This window comes from Thalassospira sp., assembly GCF_048059015.1.
In the GTDB taxonomy this organism is placed as follows: Bacteria; Pseudomonadota; Alphaproteobacteria; order Rhodospirillales; family Thalassospiraceae; genus Thalassospira.
Map to the genome: position 1 here is coordinate 325283 of NZ_JBLLNT010000002.1, position 17572 is coordinate 342854.

The window sequence follows — 17572 nt, forward strand, 5'->3', positions numbered from 1 at the left end:
TTGTTGTGTTGTTTTGGTCTTGGTTTTGGTGGTTTTAAGCTGTCGCCCGTGGGTTAGTCTGCGATCCCGCAATAGCGGGCCATAAAGCAGGCAAAGGCGACGATGCCTGCAAAATATTCTTCGATATCAACGCGTTCTTCGAATGTGTGGCAGTTACGGATATCGCCCGGCGCGCAATAGACCGCCGGTGTGCCAAGCTCGTTTACAAAGAACGGCGTTTCCGACCAGAAAGGCGCACCCTCAATCGCGCCACGTCCGGCCATCGCACCGGAAACGGCATCCGAAAGGGCGCGAACTTCTGGCAATTCCGGGTCAATTTCGGCTGCTGATCCGCCAAGCGCATGATCGCGCCCGGCCGGATAGGTGATCGAAACGCTGATATCGGGATCTGCTATCGCGCCGCGAATGACTTCTTCCATCTCACGTGCTGCTTCATCAAGGCTTTCGCCTGGCAGAAGCTTTCGGATCAGCGATAAATTACATTCTTCCGGAACCGCAATGAACCCGCCACCGGTCAGGCCCGTGATCAGCAAGAACCCCTCGCCGATCAGATCGTGCGATCCACGCGATTTCAAATCATCGGAATGGGCCCAAAGGGCGGACATCACAGAATGTGCTGCTTTGAGCGCATCCTTGCCCAGTTCCGGCACGCCGAAATAGGCCGATTTTCCAGTGATTTTGATATCTGCAATGTAAAAGCCGATCTGGGCCGGATAGACCGCCAGGCGGGTCGGTTCGACATAAACCGTGAAATCGGGTCTGGCGATGTCGCCGGCCTGAATGCGTCTGGTGTAATCCTTGATCCCCGCAGAAATGCCAGAGCCTGGCTGACCGCTTTCCTCATCGCCGACATAGGCAAAGCCAAGATCGCCCTTAAGCTTGATCCCGGCGGCATCCAGAAGGCTGAGGGCGGCGAGTGATGCGCAAATTCCGGCCTTAAGGTCGCCGGACCCACGACCCCAGATTTCGCCATCAATCAACGGGGCTGCAAATGGGTTTTCGCGCTCCGTGCCCTTCCAATGGTCTTCCCAGCCATCGACATGGACTGTGTCGGTATGGCCGATAAAAAGAAGTCGTTTCGATTTCGAACTATTGCCGTTTTCCGATCCCTTGCGTTCCCCCCAGATGTTGGGGCGACCCGGTTCGAATTCCGCTGTTTCGATGGACTCAACGCCGCGCTTTTCCATCTGTTTGGCGAGATAGGCGACGAAATTGGCCTCATTGCCGGTGATGCTGTGTGCGCCAATCGCACCACGAAACAGATCAAGCGCATCTTCGCGATCAAGAAGGGCAGCCAATTTGGCATGAAGATCGTTGGAATTGGTCATTTTCCAGCCCCTTGCAGCGAAACACTGCTGGCCGGTGGCAAGGAAATGCGACCATCGGGCGCATCCGCGCCAAAGAAGGTATTGTGCAAATGGCCAAGGCCGATGGCAGCTGCGCCGACGATGGCAGCACGCTGATGCAGGCTGCTTGGGACGATATCAACCGATTGCGGCATGATCTGCGGTAGGAAACGTTTGGTGCGTTCGATCATTTCCGGGCGATCGCCAATTGATCCGCCAATAATGATCTTTTCCGGGTTGGCGATCGCCGCAATGGCCCCAACGCCAAAGGCCAGATAGCGCGCGGTTTCATCCAAAACCTGGCTTGCGGCTTCTTCACCGCCATTTGCCGCGTCAAAGATCGCAGGTACTTCAACGTCACGACCAGTTAACGCCTTATAGCGCTGGGCCATGCCGACCGAGGCAACCACGCGTTCATAGGCACCCGCGCGAATGGATTCCGTATCAAACGGATCGGCGCCAAAGGGCAAGAAGCCAAGTTCGCCTGCGGCATTGCCGGCCCCACGGACCAGCTCGCCATTGACCATCAACCCACTGCCGATCCCGGTGCCAAGGGCGATGAAGGCAAGGTTATCGATCCCCTGACCTTCGCCAAGCCAGTTTTCACCCAGCACCGCCAGATTGACGTCATTTTCAAGCATAACATCAAAGCCGAATGTCTTTTCGAACGCGGCAAAGACGTTCATCTCGGCAAAACCGGCAATATTGGGTGCAAGTAGAACTTTGCCGGTTTTGGGATCGGGTGCGCCAGGTACACCGATCACGGCGATGCGGATGCGGTTGCGATCAATCTTCTGATTTTTCGCAGCCTGCCAGCACAGTTCGACAATCTGATCAATCAGGTGCTGCCCGCCACGCGGGTCGGTGGCAGCGACTTCTTCGGCAAAGACCTGACAGGCGAGATCGGCAATCGCGACACGGACCTTGGTTCCGCCCAGGTCAACAGCGGCGATATAGGCCGCATCGGGGATCAGCTCATAGGTCACAGCGGTACGGCCAATATGGCCCGCCGTGCGGCCGGTTTCCTGTACCCATCTGGCTTCTTCAAGCTGGCGGACGATTTCGGAAATCGTTTGTTTGGACAGTCCGGTTTGCTTGGCAATCGATGCGCGCGAAATCGGGCCATTCTGGACTATGGCCTCCATCACTGCACGTTGGGAAAACTTCCGGGAAATGCGCAAAGTTTCGCTCACCGGCCTCTCCTGATGATCTGATTTTTGTCGGTTTATTTAATTCGTTCAGTTACCGAACTATCTATATCAGAAGAAACTATGTCAAGCGCCATATGCACGCCAAATGCGCGAAGATGGGATATCTACGCGTTTAGAAGGTGTTGGAAACGCTGGTTAAGATATTGAAATATAATGTTTATGCAGGCTTACGGTCCGTTGCGCGATTTTGTCGTTCGATCTTGTAGACCGACGAAGGTGGCATGTTGCGCACTGTGGTTCCGATGCGGGTGGCCCGCAAATCAAGACGCGACAGGATGGCTGATGGCACCGGGCAGCGCGGGCCATAGGTGAACTGATAAAACGCCCCGTCTTCGCGCAAATAGCCAAAGGTTCCGCGCAGGATTCCGATGATTTTACGCGGGCTCATGGATAAAAGCGGCAGGCCACTAATGGCATTTGACAGGGATCCGGGCTGGAAAAGTTGGGCGTTTCCCAATCGGCTGGCATCCATTTCAACGATTCGCACGCCAGGATAACGATCGGCCAGAAGTTTGGAAAATTGCGGGCCGGCTTCAATCAGTGTCAGGTCATCCGGGCGAACACCACGATCAAGAAGCGCACGGGTAAACACACCCGTTCCCGGACCCAGTTCAAGAACCGGAGTTTGGTTGGCGGTGACTTCAGAAGTGATCAGGCGTGCTAAGGCCGGGCTTGAGGGCGAAATCGCCGAGACCTTTTTGGGGTCGGTGACCCAAGCGCGAAAAAACGGCAAAAGATCCGACATGAATGAGATGCCTCATGTTGCGAAGGATATCGGAACAAGGTGCCTGCCTTTTATGTCGCTACAGGTGCATGTTTGTGTTCATTTTACGAATTTCCAGCCAACAGCCGGGGCGATTGTGGGCGGTGTCACATCAGAGAAAACGTTCATTTCCCTAGGATGCCGCGCGGTTACGACGCAGTTCGTCAATGATGCGGGCCTTGTGCGGGTCGGCATGAAAGGCATCGGCAATGATCATCACACCCTTGGTGCCGTCATTGGCCTCGATCATGAAAAGGGTGGCGTCATCGCCGGGATCCGTCCCGTGATCGGTGCTGTTGGAATGGACCAGGCGCAATTCATCCGGCGTGTAAAGATGACCTGTCCCGTCACTGCGCACACCATCCTTTTCACACATGAAGTGATGATCAAAGCCGTGTTGCTTTGCGTTTGCCTGAAGATCAGCCAAGGTCATGTTCCATCTCCGAGGTGATTGTACTCGGATATAAAACGTCTGCCTGACGGCTTTGTTCCAGAAAGTGTCCCCGCCAATGAACCAGAAGATCGACCGCTGATCAGTCTAGGCGCATTTTCATGCCTTCGTGGCTGGCCTCGAAACCGAGCCGTTCATAGAAGCGATGGGCATCCTTGCGGGTCTTGTCGGTGGTGAATTGCACAAGCACTGCGCCAAGTGATTTCGAAATCGAAATGGAGTGGGTGATCAGCTTTTCACCGATCTTCTGACCGCGCACCTTGCTTGATACCCGAACCCCTTCGATTTGTGCGCGAAGCTGACCGCGCCTTGATAGCCCGGCAATCAGGGTCAGCTGCAAACAGCCGACAATATCAGCATCTTGGACGGCCAGAAGGTACTTGTTCGGCAATGCTTCGGTCGATTGGGATTGCATCGCATCAAACGCCTGATAATAGGCATCCGGCAACGGATCGGTGAATTCTTCGCGTGTTTTGCCCTTCTCGTCATCGGCCAGAAGGGCAACGATAGAAGGCAAATCTTCGCGGGTGGCATAGCGAAACGTGATCTCGGTGGTCGTTGGCATGTGGCATCCTTTTGGTGGGGCGAAGCCAGGTTCGGAGTGCCAGTTAAAGTGCCAGCGTCCAGTTTTGTCCAATCAAATCATGGCCAAAGCTGTGATGGGGCTCCTCGTGCACCAAAACAAATCCACCCTTTTGATAAATCTTGCGCGCCGCATGCAGGTTGGCATTGGTCCAAAGCGTGATTTCGCCATATCCGGCCCGTCTGGCAAAGGCGATGCAATGATCAACCAGATGTTTGCCAATACCAAGACCGCGCGCATCGGGTTCAACAAACAGAATACGAAGCTTTGCCACACTATCACTTTCACGCACCAGCATGATTGATCCAACCGGTTTGCCATCATGTTCGGCAATCCAGCAGCCTTCGCGCTTTGGGTCATGCTCGGCCAGGAAGTTTGCCGCGATTTCGGCGACCAATCCTTCAAACCGGCCATCCCATTGATATTCGCGGGCATAAAGATCGCCATGACGATGCACGATCCAGCCAAGATCACCCGGACGATGATCGCGGATCAGGACCGGCTTTGGGGGCGCTTTATCACTTTGCGCGGGCTCTGACCCCAGCAAAGTCTGGATGGTTTTCATCGCGGATGCCAGCTCATCGCGCTGCGCGTCGGAAAGCGGGGTGATCAGCGATGTTACCTCGTTGCGTGATGCCGATTGCAGCCCGCTATAGGTTTCCCGGCCGAGATCAGTAAGCTCTGCCACGCGGACCCGGCGGTCTTTGCTGTCGGTTTCAAGTGTTATCAACCCGGCTTTTCTAAACCGGGTCAGAATGCGGCTGAGATAGGCCGGATCAAGATCAAGTGTGCTGGCAAGCTTACCCACCACCTGCGCGCCACTGGCATCAAGTTCAAACAGAACCCGGGCCTCGGTCAGGGAGAAAGCGCTTTTATGCAGGCTTTCGCTCAGAAGGCCGATCTGACGGGTATAGAAACGGTTGAAGGCTCGGATATCGTCAACTTGGGTGATGTTCATCTGGCTTTTCTGGGTGGTGGCGGTCAAGATATATGACTTTGTCCGATAAATAATGGACGGAGTCAAATAAATAGACATGAAAAAGGGATGCGACCGTTTGATCGCATCCCGAAACTGGCGGATAGCTTGGGGTTGGGGATCGGAAAGTTAAGCCAGCCCGCCATTGGCACGGATCGTTTGGCCATCAACCCAACCCGAATCCGGACCGGCCAGGAAGGACACAACGCCGGCGATATCATCAGGCTGACCCAGGCGTTCAAGCGGCGGCATCTTGGCGAAGTTCGCCACCTGCTCGTCGGTTTTTCCGCTCAGGAAAAGTTCGGTCGCAACCGGGCCCGGGGCAACGGCATTGACCGTGATCTGACGCCCGCGCAGTTCCTTAGCATAGACGGCGGTCATCGCCTCAACCGCGGCCTTGGTTGCGTTATAAACCGCGTAACCCGGCAGTTTCAGATGAAGGGCGGTGGTGGAAAAATTGATCACCCGGCCATGATCGCGCAGATGTTTGGCCCCTTCGCGCAGCATGTTGAATGTGCCGCGCACATTGATATCCATCATCGCGTCATAGGTGGCGTCATCCATTTCGGCAATTGGCTGGGTCGTCATGACACCGGCATTATTCACAATGACATCCACACCACCGAACTCGGTAATGGTCTTGTCAAACAGGGCGGTGACCGCATCCGGGCGGGCGATATCGGCTTTTACGGCCAACGCCTTGTGACCTTGTGATGTCAGCTCACCCGCCAGGTCTTCGGCCGCACTGGCCGAATTGGCATAATTGATGACAACGGCCAAGCCATCTGCGGCCAGACGTTTGGCAAGGGCAACGCCGATCCCGCGCGATGCACCAGTGATGATGGCGGTTCTGTTTTGATTGGCGGACATAAAGCATCTCCTTGGGCAGGGGGCGGTGCGGTATGGGCACCGCGACGAATTGCGATGGGCCTACTATGCCCCGGATGACTTTTCGGATAATTGGCCTATATTTGAAATGACTGTTCGAAATTCATAAACAATAGAGGCGCGCTTGGACCGGTTTGACGATATGCGCAACTTTGTCCGCGTGGTGGAGCGCAAAAGCTTTACCAAGGCGGCAGCCGATCTTTTGATCCCGCGCGCAACCATGACCAATTCGATCCAGCGCCTTGAAGACCGGCTGGGCACACGGTTGTTGGAGCGCACCACGCGCACCGTAAATCCGACCCATGACGGGGATGCCTATTACCGGCGTTGTGTGCGGATATTGGCCGAGCTTGAAGAAGCTGACAGCATCTTTACCAACCCTGATCCCAAGGGGCTTTTGCGGGTGAATTTGCAAGGCACGCTGGCGCGCACCTTTGTCATCCCGGCCCTTGGCGAGTTTACCAAGCGTTATCCCGGGATCGAGCTTTTGCTGTCGGATGGCGATCGTTATGTCGATCTTGTGCATGAAGGCTTTGATTGCGTGTTGCGCAGTGGCGGGCTTGCCAGCTCATCCATGATTGGCAAACGCATCGCCCTTCTACATGAGGCAACCGTGGCAAGCCCGGCCTATATCGAACGCATCGGGATGCCCGAAAGCCTTGAGGATCTCGAAGCCCAAGGCCATCAGATGGTCAGTTTCCTGTCGGGTGCGGATGACAAACCCATCGCGCTTGATTTCGTGGTGGATGGCAAAGTGCGCGAAGTGATGATTCCTAGCAGCATTTCCGTCACCGGGGCAGATACCTATGCCGCCTGCGCGGCCGCCGGACTTGGCATCATCCAAGTGCCGCGCTACCGTGTGGCGGATGATTTGAAATCGGGCAAGCTGATTGAAATCCTGCCGGATAGTCCGCCTGATCCCATGCCAGTCTCGATCCTGTATCCGCAAAATCGGCAGCTTTCCGCACGTGTGCGGGTATTTGTCGACTGGCTCAGTACCCTTTTGGGGCGGATCGAGTTTTAGCGATCAGTCGGCCTGATTGGCGTTTAAATGCATGTTGATCCGGTTTCGCAATGAAACCATATGCGCCTGCCAATAATGGGTCATCATCGGCTTGAACCGGTTGTCATTAAGCCCGTTACGCGCTGGATGGGCGTTTGAGAGCTTTTCCAATCCCAGATGTTCGAGCGTGATGCGGGTATAATTGCCTGCCGGGGCAAAGCGGATATCAACGATGGTAACGGGTTCTTTCGGATCCGCCATTGGCCAGCGCCATTCAAAGGACAATCGTTTGCCCGGCTCCCACTTGGTGACTTTGCCAGCCTTAACAATGAAATCCGGGCGGCGCTTGTCGACTTCCTGAAGGTATGTAACCCCATCCTTCTCGCCAAATTCCATGATGCCGGGGCGATTGCCGATCAAACGGTTGCGCGGACCTTGCTTCCACCAGTGATCGATATCCTTGGTGAAAAGATCAAAGGCGGTTTGGGCATCGCATTCAACGCGAAGGGCAACAAAGGTCTTGGCCGTCATCTGAAATCCTGCGTGATCGGGTAGCCGCATTCATGCGGGCAACGCTTGTTCTTTTCAGAAACCACGCTGCCCGACAAGCGAAACCCGATAGGGGCTTGCTTAATAACCGTTTTGGCGATCCACCAGACCGCGCGGGGTTTCGCCGCGTGCGAGGCGATCAAGGTTATCGGCAATTTGATCAACCGATTCTTCAAACCGGGTGGCGGCCGCAATATGCGGGGTGATGCGGATTTTCGCATGATCCCAGAACGGATGGCTTTCGGGCAGCGGTTCGGTCACGGCGACATCCAAAAACGCACCGCGCAGATGCCCGGTATCAAGCGCGCGCAGAAGATCGGCTTCATTGATCATGGCCCCGCGCGCGGCATTAATGATCGCCGCCCCCTTGGGCAGGAAGGAAAGTGTTGAGCTATTAAGCACATTTTCCGTTTCCGGCGTGCGCGGCAAAAGGCAGATCAGGATATCGGACTGCCCCAGGAACTCGGCCAGCGTTTCCTTGCCGGCATAGGTCGTAATGCCATCAATCGCCTTCATCGAGCGGCTCCAGCCCGAAACGGCAAAGCCAAGATTGGCAAGCGATGTGGCAACGGCCGCACCCAATGCACCAAGCCCCATCACACCGACCCGGCATTTTGAAATGCGCGCGACATCATGCTGGGTCCAGTCGGCCTTGGCCTGCTGGGCGCTATAGATGTCAAAATCACGCATGAAATGAAGGGCGGCATAAAGATGATATTGCACCATCTGATCGGCCATCCCGGCATCTTCAAGGCGAATAACCGGAAGATCGGCCGGAAGGGTCGGCGACGACACCACATGATCGACCCCGGCACCGAGCGAAAAGATCGCCTTAAGGTTTGTCAGCGTCTTGATCATGCCCTGGGGCTGTTTCCAGAACAGGGCATAGTCAATCGTTGCGGGATCGTAATTTTCATCGCCCGTGACGATATTGGCCTCGGGCAGACGGTCGACCATCACGCTTTTCCATTTCTCATCATCGCCAGCGGCAGAAATCAGAATATTAAGCGGGGCGTTTGCGGTCGACATCGGGTTCTCCTTGGTGTGTGGGGCAGTGTCACGTGCTGCGGTAGCTGGTTTCCGGGCGCAATGGTGGTCTTGGCCATTGGAAACAAAACGCGCCAGAGCGCAAAGCGTTCCGGCGCGATGGGTTTGATCTTGTCATGGACGCTGTCCGCGGGACAAGGCCAATGGGTCGATATCAGTGGGCGAAAATCATCGCCGGGTCGCGGAAGGTCTTGAATTCAAGACCATTTCCTGCCGGATCCTCGACAAAGAACGTACCCTGCTCGCCCGGCTCACCCTTAAAGCGGATCTTCGGTTCAAGCAGGAATTTTACCCCGGCATCCTTGAGACGATCGGCCAGATCATGCCATTTTGCCCATTCAAGAACCGCGCCGAAATGCGGGATCGGAACCGCGTCACCATCAACATTACCGGCACCCTTGTTCTGGCCGGCTTCGGGGCGGACATGGGCAGACAGCTGATGACCAAAGAAATCAAAATCAATCCAGGCTTCGGTCGAACGGCCTTCGTCACAGCCAAGGATATCGATATAGAACGCGCGCGTATCTGCAATCGATTTGATCGGGAAAGCCAGATGGAACGGGGGCAGAGACATGATAGGTTTCCTAGATAATCTAATGCTTGGTTGTTAGAGACAGTCTAAATCAGCATAATACCAGCGACAAAATCAGAAGTTCTGTATTTATCATCAGGAAATCTATTGTTATGGCGCTGCGCCCGACTACCCCGCCGCTCAATTCCTTGCGCGCTTTTGAGGCCGCTGCACGTCTGGGCAGTTTTGCCCGTGCCGCGGACGAGCTTTCGGTGACATCAGGGGCGATAAGCCAGCAGGTCGCAAATCTGGAAGCCAGCCTTGGCATGGTTCTGTTTGATCGCAACGGGCCAAAACTAAGCTTACGCGAAGCAGGCCGCGCCTATTTACCCAGCCTGCGCCGCGCCTTGGACGAGATCGAGGCCGCCACCCTTGATCTGGTGACCCATGGGGCGGGTGAACGCAAATTGGTGATTGGCGCACTTCATACGCTGGCCAGCTCTTGGCTCATTCCCAGATTAAATCGATTTCAAAACGAATATCCTGATATCCGCCCGGTGATCGAAACCCTGGCGCTCAATTTTGCGACCCCGGAACGCAGCCCGGATCTGGGGGGCAGGCTTGTCGATGTCGGGCTTTATTTTGGTGATGGTAGTTGGTCGGGCGTGCGCGCGGACAGGCTTTTTGATGAAATCCAAGTGGTTGTCGCCAAACCGGGCTATGTGTCGAAGTGCGATACAGCCGACCTTGGTGGCCTATTATCACGTTATCCCCGACTGGTGCACACCACCCGGCCCAAGGCATGGCATGATTGGGCACAGGCCAATGGCGTTGCGGTTGGCGGGGCACCCGGACCGGGGTTTGAGCATTTCTTCATGCTGATCGAGGCCGCCAAGGTCGGAATGGGCATCGCCCTTCTGCCACGGGTTCTGATTGAAGGACCGCTGGCGGAAGGCAGTCTTGAGATCATCAGCGATGCAGAGCTTCAAAGCCCCGGCGGCTATTACCTGATTACGCCGGAAAGCCGGATGGATGTTGCTGAAGTCAGGGCGTTTTGCGATTGGGTGCTGACAGAGGCAGCGCAGACCCGCGATGTAACGCAGTAACCTAGTGATTTGATATCTCTATTGAAATTAGTGAGGTTTGCGTCGATTACACAGCCTGCTTGCGGCGATAGATGCTGTGCAGCAGGTGATCTTTTTTCGGGCCTGTGATTTTTATTTTTGTTTCGAAATGATCTTCATCCTGCCAGATCATGCAGTGATGATAAAAATCCTCACCACAAGGATGAATGTCGCGCGCACAAAGCCCTTCATGGGCGTCTTCGCCAAATTGCAGCATCACATAGCGATTGCCGAAGCTGAGCGGATCGCGAAACAGAAGCTCGATCGCGGCCGGATTTTCATGCAGGACAAAGTCATATTCCCGATAGCCATCAAAGCGTTGGCCATCGCGGCGGGTCAGAAACCCTTCTTCGCGATAGCGCAGCAGGTTTGGCTTATCGGGTTCGGCCACGTGGAAGCTGACATCACCGACAAAACGCCCGACCTCGCCCAGATCGCGTTCAAGCGACCAGTTCCCGGCAAGGGCGGCAAAGATTTCAGCGGCGGTTGGTTTGGTTGATGTCATGGATGCTTTGATGTTTTGCATTTGGTGTGGGGGATAAAAAAGGCAGGGTCGCGATGCGGTGCCCTGCCTTTTGTAATATATTTCAGATGCTTAGTCTTTTGGCAGCATCAGCGGCAATTTGGTGCCACCCAGAATGTGCACATGCAGATGCGGCACGTCCTGGCGACCATGTTCGCGGGTATTGGCGATCAGGCGGTAGCCGTCTTCGACAACGCCCGCTTCCTTGGAAATTTTGCCAATCGCGCGGGTATAGGCGACGATTTCGGCGTCCGATGCATTCAGGGCAAAGTCGTCATAGGACGTATAGGCACCCTTCGGGATCACCAGAACATGGGTCGGGGCCTGCGGCGCGATATCGTTAAACGCCAGCACATGGTCATCTTCATAGACCTTGGTGCACGGGATGTCGCCGCGCAGGATTTTGGCAAAGATGTTTTCCGGATCGTATGCTTTGATCGCCATGTCGATGCTCCTGATACCTTGTCGGGACGTTGCCCGGATTGTTGAGGCTGTTGGCCTTAATCTTTGCTGCGCGATGCTTTTTCGGCAATACCTGAAATGCCTTGGCGTTCGGCCAAGGTGTTCCAGACGTCTTCGGGCTTAACGCCCTGATCAGCCCACAGAACCATCAGATGGTAGAGCAGATCAGCACTCTCCGATGCGACCTTCTCTGGCGTTTCGGCAAGGGCGGCGATCACGGTTTCAACACCCTCTTCGCCGACTTTCTGGGCGATTTTCGCCGTGCCCTTGGAAAACAGCTTTGCGGTATAGCTGGTATCCGGATCCGCACCCTTGCGGGCGGCAACGGTGGCGTAAAGCGCATCAAGGATGTGTTGATCAGCCATGTGATTACTCCTCACGCACTGGAATGCCAGCCGCCTTCATGTGGTCTTTGACCTCGCGAATGCGATAGGTGCCGAAATGGAAGATCGATGCGGCGAGAACGGCTGATGCATGGCCCTCGGTCACGCCTTCGACCATATGATCAAGGGTGCCAACGCCGCCCGATGCAATCACCGGAACGTGGACGGAATCAGCGATCGTGCGTGTCAGCGGAATGTTAAAGCCCGACTTGGTGCCATCGCGATCCATCGAGGTGACAAGGAGCTCGCCCGCGCCATACTCGGTCATTTGTTTTGCAAACGAAACGGCATCAATGCCGGTCGGTTCGCGACCACCGTGTGTGAAGATTTCAAACTTGTCCGGACCAACCGATTTGGCGTCGATGGACACAACAATGCATTGCGATCCAAACTTGCGTGCCGCTTCACGCACGAAATCGGGGTTTTTGACCGCAGCGGTATTGATCGAAACCTTGTCCGCACCGGCCAGCAAAAGTTTGCGGATATCTTCAAGCGACCGCACACCGCCACCGACCGTAACCGGCATAAAGCAGGCCTCAGCCGTTCGGGCAACCACATCAAAGATGGTATCGCGGTTATCCGATGATGCGGTGATATCAAGGAAGCAGAGCTCGTCCGCGCCCTCGGCGTCATAAATACGCGCTTGCTCAACAGGGTCGCCAGCGTCAATCAGATCAACGAAATTGACCCCTTTGACGACACGGCCGTCTTTGACATCAAGACAGGGAATAACACGGGTTTTTAACATGGTCGTTTTCCTGTTTGTCCCGGTTACGAAAGGGCTGCGATGGCTTCGGCCAGATCAATGCGCCCGTCATAGAGTGCTCTACCCGAAATCGCGCCATCAATCCCGGCGTCGGTGTGTTTCTTGACTGCAATCAGATCATCAAGCGATGAAACCCCGCCCGATACGATGACCGGGGTAGAGATTTCAGATGCCAGTGCGACGGTGGACTTAATATTGGGGCCGCCCATCGCACCATCACGGTCGATATCGGTAAAGATGATCGCAGCAACACCGCAATCCTCAAACTTTTTGGCAAGCTCAAGGGCGGTGACTTCGGATGTTTCTGCCCAGCCTTCAACCGCGACATAGCCATCGCGTGCATCAATGCCAACCGCAACGCGGCCCGGCCATTTCGCGCAGGCTTCCTTGACGAACTCCGGATTGCGGAGCGCCACGGTCCCAAGGATCACGCGCGTGATGCCTTTGTTCAGCCAATAATCAACCGTTTCCATGGTGCGGATACCGCCACCAAGCTGGGTCTGGGCTTTGCCATCAACGGTGGCCAGGATCGAGTCAACTGCGGCCCCATTGACCGGCTCGCCGGCAAAAGCACCGTTCAGATCAACGATATGAACCCAATGGCAGCCTGCGTCGACAAACTCGCCGGCCTGTGCGCCGGGATCGTTGTTAAACACGGTGGCCTTGTCCATGTCGCCGCGCAAAAGGCGAACGCAAGCACCGTCCTTGAGGTCAATTGCCGGATAGAGGTTCACTGTTCGGGATCCTGTAATTTCTTGGTGTAGTAATAACCTTCGACCATTTTGCCGTCGATCATCGCGTAATAGGGATTGATGCCCCAACGGACATATCCCAGCCCGTTATAAAGTGCGATGGCGGCCTTCTGGGTTTCGCGAAGGTCGAGTTTCAAGACGCTATAGCCCGATTCACGGGCGAAATATTCAATTGAACGCACAATCGCCTTGCCGTTCCCGCGCCCGCGCGCCCAAGGGGCAACGAAATGGCCGGTAATCTGGGCGGAATGACGCTGTGCTTCAAGGTTGGCGGGCGTTTCAATCAACTGGGCCGCACCGGAAATCACGCCGTCAACGCGCGAGACAAACAAATGGCGACCTGGCATCAGCAATACACCGCGCCAGTATTTTTCCATATCCGGACGATCCGGCGGGGTCAGCCAGCCAAAGCCGCCCCCTTCGACGATGGCCTGGGTGCAGGCATCAACAATATCGGAAAGCTCGCCTGCCGAAAGTTCGGTTACGCGTTCGGCATCAACACCGGGCTGGATGGTATCACTTGGCGCGATCATGGTTTCCACCCCAGGAAGTTACCAATGATGGTAAGTCCGGTTTTCTGGCTTTTTTCCGGGTGGAACTGGGTGCCAACCATGTTGTCACGGCCAATCATCGCGGTCAGGTCCCCGCCATAGGAAACCGATGCCAGGCGCTGATCAGGATGGGTGACATGCATGTGATAGCTGTGCACGAAATAGGCGTGATCGCCGTCAGAAATCCCTTTCATCACCGGGTGGGACTTGCCCGCCGGATCAAGCACCAGCTCGTTCCAGCCCATATGCGGGATTTTCAGGGTCGGGTCGCTGGGCTCAATCGCAACAACTTCGCCCGAAATCCAGTCAAGGCCAGCAGTATCGGCAAATTCCCGTCCGACAGAGGACATCAGCTGCATGCCAACGCAAATGCCAAAGAACGGCTTGCCGCCGTTAATCACCTGTTCGGTCAAAACATCAACCATGCCTGTCACGGCATCAAGTCCGGCCCGGCAATCGGCATAGGCGCCAACACCTGGCAGGACGATATGGCTGGCGTTGCGGACCTTTTCCGGGTCATCGGTGACAATGATCTCGTCAGAAAAGCCGGTTTCGCGGGCGGCACGCTCAAACGCCTTGGCGCACGAACGCAGATTGCCTGAACCGTAATCAATAATCGCAACACTCATGGGTAGGATGGGCTCCCGGTTGAGGGGGTGGATAGCGCGGTCTGCATCGATTGTGGGACGCGCAAAGATTGTTTCTTTAAACGATCAAAACACCGGTGTTCCGCGTCACTTTCATTGTGACCGGCAACAATATCGACAAGCTTCCAGCCCTGTGCCGCAAGCTTGCGCCGACGCAGGTCATTGGCAATCAGGCCAAAGCCGATCCCGGTCACAAGGGCCAGGGCAAAGTCCATTTCCGGACCGCCGTCAAAGGCCATGACAATAAAGCTGCACAGGAATGAAACGGCCAAAAGCCCGAAGAATCCCAGCCAAAGACGATGATACAACGCCCAAAGCCCCGACAGCAGAAAGGCCCAGAAATTGAACCCTTCGCGGATCAGGATGGCGTTTTCCATCGGTTCGGCATCGCCGGGATGGGTATGGACTGTGTAAACCTTCATCGAAAACCGATCTTCTGGTCCCGGCGGTACCGAAATACCGCCGGTGCATTTTCGATCAAATCAAGCTGATCCGCTTAGAGCGACCCGCCAAGGGTTCCCTTGGTCGACGGAATGGCATCGGATTTGCGCGGATCGATTTCGATCGCAACGCGCAAGGACCGTGCAAGCGCCTTAAAGGCACTTTCGATGATATGGTGGTTGTTATCACCATACAGGTTCTCGACATGAAGGGTAATGCCGGCCGCCTGGGAAAATCCCTGGAACCACTCACGGAACAGCTCGGTATCCATATCGCCGACTTTGTCGCGGGTGAATTCGACATTCCAGATCAGATAGGGGCGGCTTGAAATATCAAGCGCCACACGGGTCAGTGCTTCATCCATCGGAAGCAGGCAGCTGCCGTAACGCGTGATGCCTTTTTTATCGCCCAGTGCCTGTGCAAAGGCTTGACCGATGGCGATGCCGCTATCTTCTGTCGTGTGGTGGAAATCAATATGCAGGTCACCTTTGGCCCGGACTTTAAGGTCCATCAGGCTGTGGCGCGAAAGCTGTTCGAGCATGTGATCAAGGAACCCAACCCCGGTCTCGACGTCATAAACGCCTGTCCCGTCAAGGTTCAGTTCGACCATGATCTGGGTTTCGGTTGTATTGCGCTCAACGCGGGCCTTGCGCATGCAAAGCTCCTTTCCTGCAGATATTGATGCATATGATGGACCGTATGTAGCAATAAAGTCCGACAAAAGCCAGTTCTACAGGCTAAGTAATGGCCGCAAAACTTCATCTGCCTTTGTTACTCTGCTCTTGCTTATCGAGTTGACAAAGTCACTTCATTTTTTTAGTCTACAAGTAGGTTAAAAAAATGAAGTGAGCAAACTGTGAAGCCAAATTTTGTATACTCAGAAGATGATGATGTTGAGGATCAACTTGCTCAGTTGGGCATTCCTCGGGAAGTGCTTATCAGAGCGGCACAAGCTGGATTTGTTCAGCGGTCTTTTAGCCTTCCAGCGGATCCTGTGACTGCTGCTGGTACCGACGCTTGGAGATATGCGGTACGTAGCTTGCGAACAGAGCTACAACATCAAGGTTGGCGGCTTGATGACCCTAAAAATCTGCCATTGATCATTAGTGACAAATCAAGAGTCAACGTGACAGTAAGCAGCGGAGATGAAGCTACTGGCATCTCGTTTCGAGTGCCTAGGACTAAAAATCCAAAAGGCTCATTACTAGAGGCTGCAGTAGCTAGGAATGTTCGACAGTTTGAGCTTTTCCCGGGCATGTTAACGGAAGCTGAACAGAAGTTTGATAAAACCATCAAATATCCGACGTGGGTTTTTTTGGTTTATATCACTGACGATGAAATCCGGGCGGAACTCTCACTGCCAAACTCCTTCGGTGAAAATGATCATTTGGATGGCTGGGCAAAGAGAATAATTGTTGATATTCCATTGCCGGACGAGGAATTGTTCACGCAACCGGACGATCATTTCGGCCCAGAAATAACACCTGTAGTGACTTCAAAGATATAAGAGATGTTCAACGGAGACAGACTTCGAGTAGCTCGACAACGCCGGGCGCTGACCAAAAAGAGTCTCGCGGCTTCGCTAGACGTGACACCGCGCACGATTACAGGGTGGGAAGCAGACGAATACCCGCCTGAGGAAGATAATCTTCGAGCTTTGGCGGAGTTACTCAAGTTTCCAGTTGGATTCTTCTCACTTGACGATTCTGACAAAACGAAAACTGATGCTGTCAGTTTTCGTTCTTTGTCTTCTAAAACTGCTGGTCAACGTGACGCAACGTTAGCGATGTGCGACATCGCAAAGGACTTCGCAATTTGGCTTGAGGACAAGTTTAACTTACCAATGGTTGATGTCCCTGATTTAAGGCATGAATCTCCCAGAACTGCAGCTATGATCCTGCGGCATCAATGGGGGTTGGGTAACAAGCCAATTAGGAACTTGCTGCACTTGCTTGAAGCAAAGGGTATTAGAGTTTTTGCTTTGTCAGAGAACTGTCGAGAAATCGATGCGTGCTCATTTTGGTCGAACTACACCCCGTTCATTATGCAAAATACAACTGTAAATAATGAGCGTGCACGTTTTGACTTGGCTCATGAGCTTGGCCATTTGGTACTACATCGAGATGCGGCTCCCTCCGGCCGTCAAGCTGAAAACGAAGCAAACCAGTTTGCAGCAGAGTTCTTGATGCCAGAGGATAGCGTTCGTTCAATCATCGTGCGTTACTGGTCTATGGAAGCATTGATAGATAAAAAGAAAGTATGGACTGTTTCCTTGGCCGCGCTGGCTTATCGGCTACATAAATTAGGTTTAATATCAGACTGGCATTTTAAATCTTTGAACATCGAGATGGTTAACCGGGGTTACAAGAAAGATGAACCAAACCCCTCGCCTAAAGAACAATCCAAGGTACTTCAGGTGGTTGCTGACCGGTTAAGGGAAATTGGAATGCCGTTCTCCTATATCGCAAATCAAATGTGTATCCCGGAAGCCGAGGTTAAAGGGTTTTTTGACGGCATGACTTTAATTCCCGTTGAAGGTAAATCCGGTTCAGTGGTGAACGGCGGTATGTCGCACCTACGAGTGGTGCAATAGGC

At 54.3% G+C, this 17572-nt stretch carries 23 protein-coding genes; 4 read left to right on the top strand and 19 right to left on the bottom strand.

What is annotated here, in order from left to right; all coding sequences use genetic code 11:
• Positions 1–53 precede the first annotated feature (53 nt).
• The 7 genes from ACMZ66_RS02175 to ACMZ66_RS02205 all read right to left on the bottom strand — a co-directional run bounded on the left by ACMZ66_RS02175 (position 54) and on the right by ACMZ66_RS02205 (position 6200).
• Complete coding sequence (locus ACMZ66_RS02175) at positions 54–1328, bottom strand: M20 family metallopeptidase (protein WP_416933972.1); 1275 nt, start codon at positions 1326–1328, stop codon at positions 54–56.
• On the bottom strand, positions 1325–2539 hold the full coding sequence (locus tag ACMZ66_RS02180; protein WP_416933974.1) for an ROK family transcriptional regulator: 1215 nt from the start codon (positions 2537–2539) through the stop codon (positions 1325–1327). The genes ACMZ66_RS02175 and ACMZ66_RS02180 overlap by 4 nt, the downstream gene beginning before the upstream one ends.
• 175 nt (positions 2540–2714) lie before the next feature.
• The gene (locus ACMZ66_RS02185; RefSeq protein ID WP_416933976.1) at positions 2715–3302 is read right to left on the bottom strand and encodes a class I SAM-dependent methyltransferase; all 588 of its coding nucleotides are present in this window, start codon (positions 3300–3302) and stop codon (positions 2715–2717) included.
• Between the two features lie 151 nt (positions 3303–3453).
• On the bottom strand, positions 3454–3753 hold the full coding sequence (locus tag ACMZ66_RS02190; protein ID WP_416933978.1) for a phosphoribosylpyrophosphate synthetase: 300 nt from the start codon (positions 3751–3753) through the stop codon (positions 3454–3456).
• A 100-nt stretch (positions 3754–3853) separates the two neighbouring features.
• Entirely contained in the window at positions 3854–4336 is a 483-nt protein-coding gene (locus ACMZ66_RS02195; RefSeq protein ID WP_416933980.1) for a GNAT family N-acetyltransferase, read from the bottom strand.
• Between the two features lie 43 nt (positions 4337–4379).
• On the bottom strand, positions 4380–5312 hold the full coding sequence (locus ACMZ66_RS02200) for a bifunctional helix-turn-helix transcriptional regulator/GNAT family N-acetyltransferase (RefSeq protein ID WP_416933982.1): 933 nt from the start codon (positions 5310–5312) through the stop codon (positions 4380–4382).
• A gap of 147 nt (positions 5313–5459) precedes the next feature.
• Positions 5460–6200 carry an SDR family oxidoreductase gene (locus ACMZ66_RS02205; protein WP_416933984.1) on the bottom strand — a complete coding sequence of 247 codons (741 nt, stop codon included), beginning with the start codon at positions 6198–6200 and terminating at the stop codon, positions 5460–5462.
• A gap of 142 nt (positions 6201–6342) precedes the next feature.
• On the opposite strand from ACMZ66_RS02205, the gene ACMZ66_RS02210 reads away from it, so the two are divergent.
• Positions 6343–7242 carry a LysR family transcriptional regulator gene (locus ACMZ66_RS02210; protein WP_416933986.1) on the top strand — a complete coding sequence of 300 codons (900 nt, stop codon included), beginning with the start codon at positions 6343–6345 and terminating at the stop codon, positions 7240–7242.
• 3 nt (positions 7243–7245) lie between these two features.
• Here ACMZ66_RS02210 and ACMZ66_RS02215 read toward each other — a convergent pair whose 3' ends face one another.
• From ACMZ66_RS02215 to ACMZ66_RS02225, 3 genes are all read right to left on the bottom strand, one after another.
• Positions 7246–7752 (bottom strand): SRPBCC domain-containing protein, encoded by a 507-nt coding sequence (locus tag ACMZ66_RS02215; RefSeq protein WP_416933988.1) that lies wholly within the window; start codon positions 7750–7752, stop codon positions 7246–7248.
• Between the two features lie 99 nt (positions 7753–7851).
• Entirely contained in the window at positions 7852–8799 is a 948-nt protein-coding gene (locus ACMZ66_RS02220; protein WP_416933990.1) for a 2-hydroxyacid dehydrogenase, read from the bottom strand.
• Between the two features lie 172 nt (positions 8800–8971).
• On the bottom strand, positions 8972–9391 hold the full coding sequence (locus tag ACMZ66_RS02225) for a VOC family protein (protein WP_416933992.1): 420 nt from the start codon (positions 9389–9391) through the stop codon (positions 8972–8974).
• 110 nt (positions 9392–9501) lie between these two features.
• Here ACMZ66_RS02225 and ACMZ66_RS02230 point away from each other — a divergent pair, with 110 nt between their 5' ends.
• The gene (locus ACMZ66_RS02230) at positions 9502–10434 is read left to right on the top strand and encodes a LysR substrate-binding domain-containing protein (protein ID WP_416933994.1); all 933 of its coding nucleotides are present in this window, start codon (positions 9502–9504) and stop codon (positions 10432–10434) included.
• A gap of 46 nt (positions 10435–10480) precedes the next feature.
• Here the strand turns inward: ACMZ66_RS02230 and ACMZ66_RS02235 are convergent, their stop codons facing one another.
• The 9 genes from ACMZ66_RS02235 to hisB form a co-directional block, all read right to left on the bottom strand.
• A complete protein-coding gene (locus ACMZ66_RS02235; protein ID WP_416933996.1) occupies positions 10481–10957 on the bottom strand; it encodes a DUF6314 family protein in 477 nt (158 codons plus the stop codon).
• Positions 10958–11047: 90 nt separating this feature from the next.
• The gene (locus ACMZ66_RS02240; RefSeq protein ID WP_416933998.1) at positions 11048–11419 is read right to left on the bottom strand and encodes a histidine triad nucleotide-binding protein; all 372 of its coding nucleotides are present in this window, start codon (positions 11417–11419) and stop codon (positions 11048–11050) included.
• A gap of 56 nt (positions 11420–11475) precedes the next feature.
• Positions 11476–11802: a phosphoribosyl-ATP diphosphatase gene (locus ACMZ66_RS02245; RefSeq protein WP_416933999.1), complete on the bottom strand. Its 327-nt coding sequence runs from the start codon at positions 11800–11802 to the stop codon at positions 11476–11478.
• 4 nt (positions 11803–11806) lie between these two features.
• Complete coding sequence (hisF, locus tag ACMZ66_RS02250) at positions 11807–12568, bottom strand: imidazole glycerol phosphate synthase subunit HisF (protein WP_114100438.1); 762 nt, start codon at positions 12566–12568, stop codon at positions 11807–11809.
• 23 nt (positions 12569–12591) lie between these two features.
• Complete coding sequence (gene hisA, locus ACMZ66_RS02255; RefSeq protein ID WP_416934001.1) at positions 12592–13320, bottom strand: 1-(5-phosphoribosyl)-5-[(5-phosphoribosylamino)methylideneamino]imidazole-4-carboxamide isomerase; 729 nt, start codon at positions 13318–13320, stop codon at positions 12592–12594.
• Positions 13317–13871: a GNAT family N-acetyltransferase gene (locus ACMZ66_RS02260; protein ID WP_416934003.1), complete on the bottom strand. Its 555-nt coding sequence runs from the start codon at positions 13869–13871 to the stop codon at positions 13317–13319. Before ACMZ66_RS02260 ends, hisA begins: the two co-directional genes overlap by 4 nt.
• Positions 13868–14518, bottom strand: coding sequence for an imidazole glycerol phosphate synthase subunit HisH (gene hisH / locus ACMZ66_RS02265; protein ID WP_416934005.1), 651 nt, complete (start codon positions 14516–14518; stop codon positions 13868–13870). The genes ACMZ66_RS02260 and hisH overlap by 4 nt, the downstream gene beginning before the upstream one ends.
• A complete protein-coding gene (locus tag ACMZ66_RS02270; protein ID WP_416934007.1) occupies positions 14515–14958 on the bottom strand; it encodes a DUF2628 domain-containing protein in 444 nt (147 codons plus the stop codon). Before ACMZ66_RS02270 ends, hisH begins: the two co-directional genes overlap by 4 nt.
• 74 nt (positions 14959–15032) lie before the next feature.
• Positions 15033–15632, bottom strand: a complete 600-nt coding sequence (gene hisB / locus ACMZ66_RS02275) for an imidazoleglycerol-phosphate dehydratase HisB (RefSeq protein ID WP_416934009.1) — start codon at positions 15630–15632, stop codon at positions 15033–15035.
• A gap of 201 nt (positions 15633–15833) precedes the next feature.
• Here hisB and ACMZ66_RS02280 point away from each other — a divergent pair, with 201 nt between their 5' ends.
• Complete coding sequence (locus ACMZ66_RS02280) at positions 15834–16484, top strand: hypothetical protein (RefSeq protein ID WP_416934012.1); 651 nt, start codon at positions 15834–15836, stop codon at positions 16482–16484.
• Between the two features lie 3 nt (positions 16485–16487).
• On the top strand, positions 16488–17570 hold the full coding sequence (locus ACMZ66_RS02285; protein ID WP_416934014.1) for an ImmA/IrrE family metallo-endopeptidase: 1083 nt from the start codon (positions 16488–16490) through the stop codon (positions 17568–17570).
• Positions 17571–17572 lie beyond the last annotated feature (2 nt).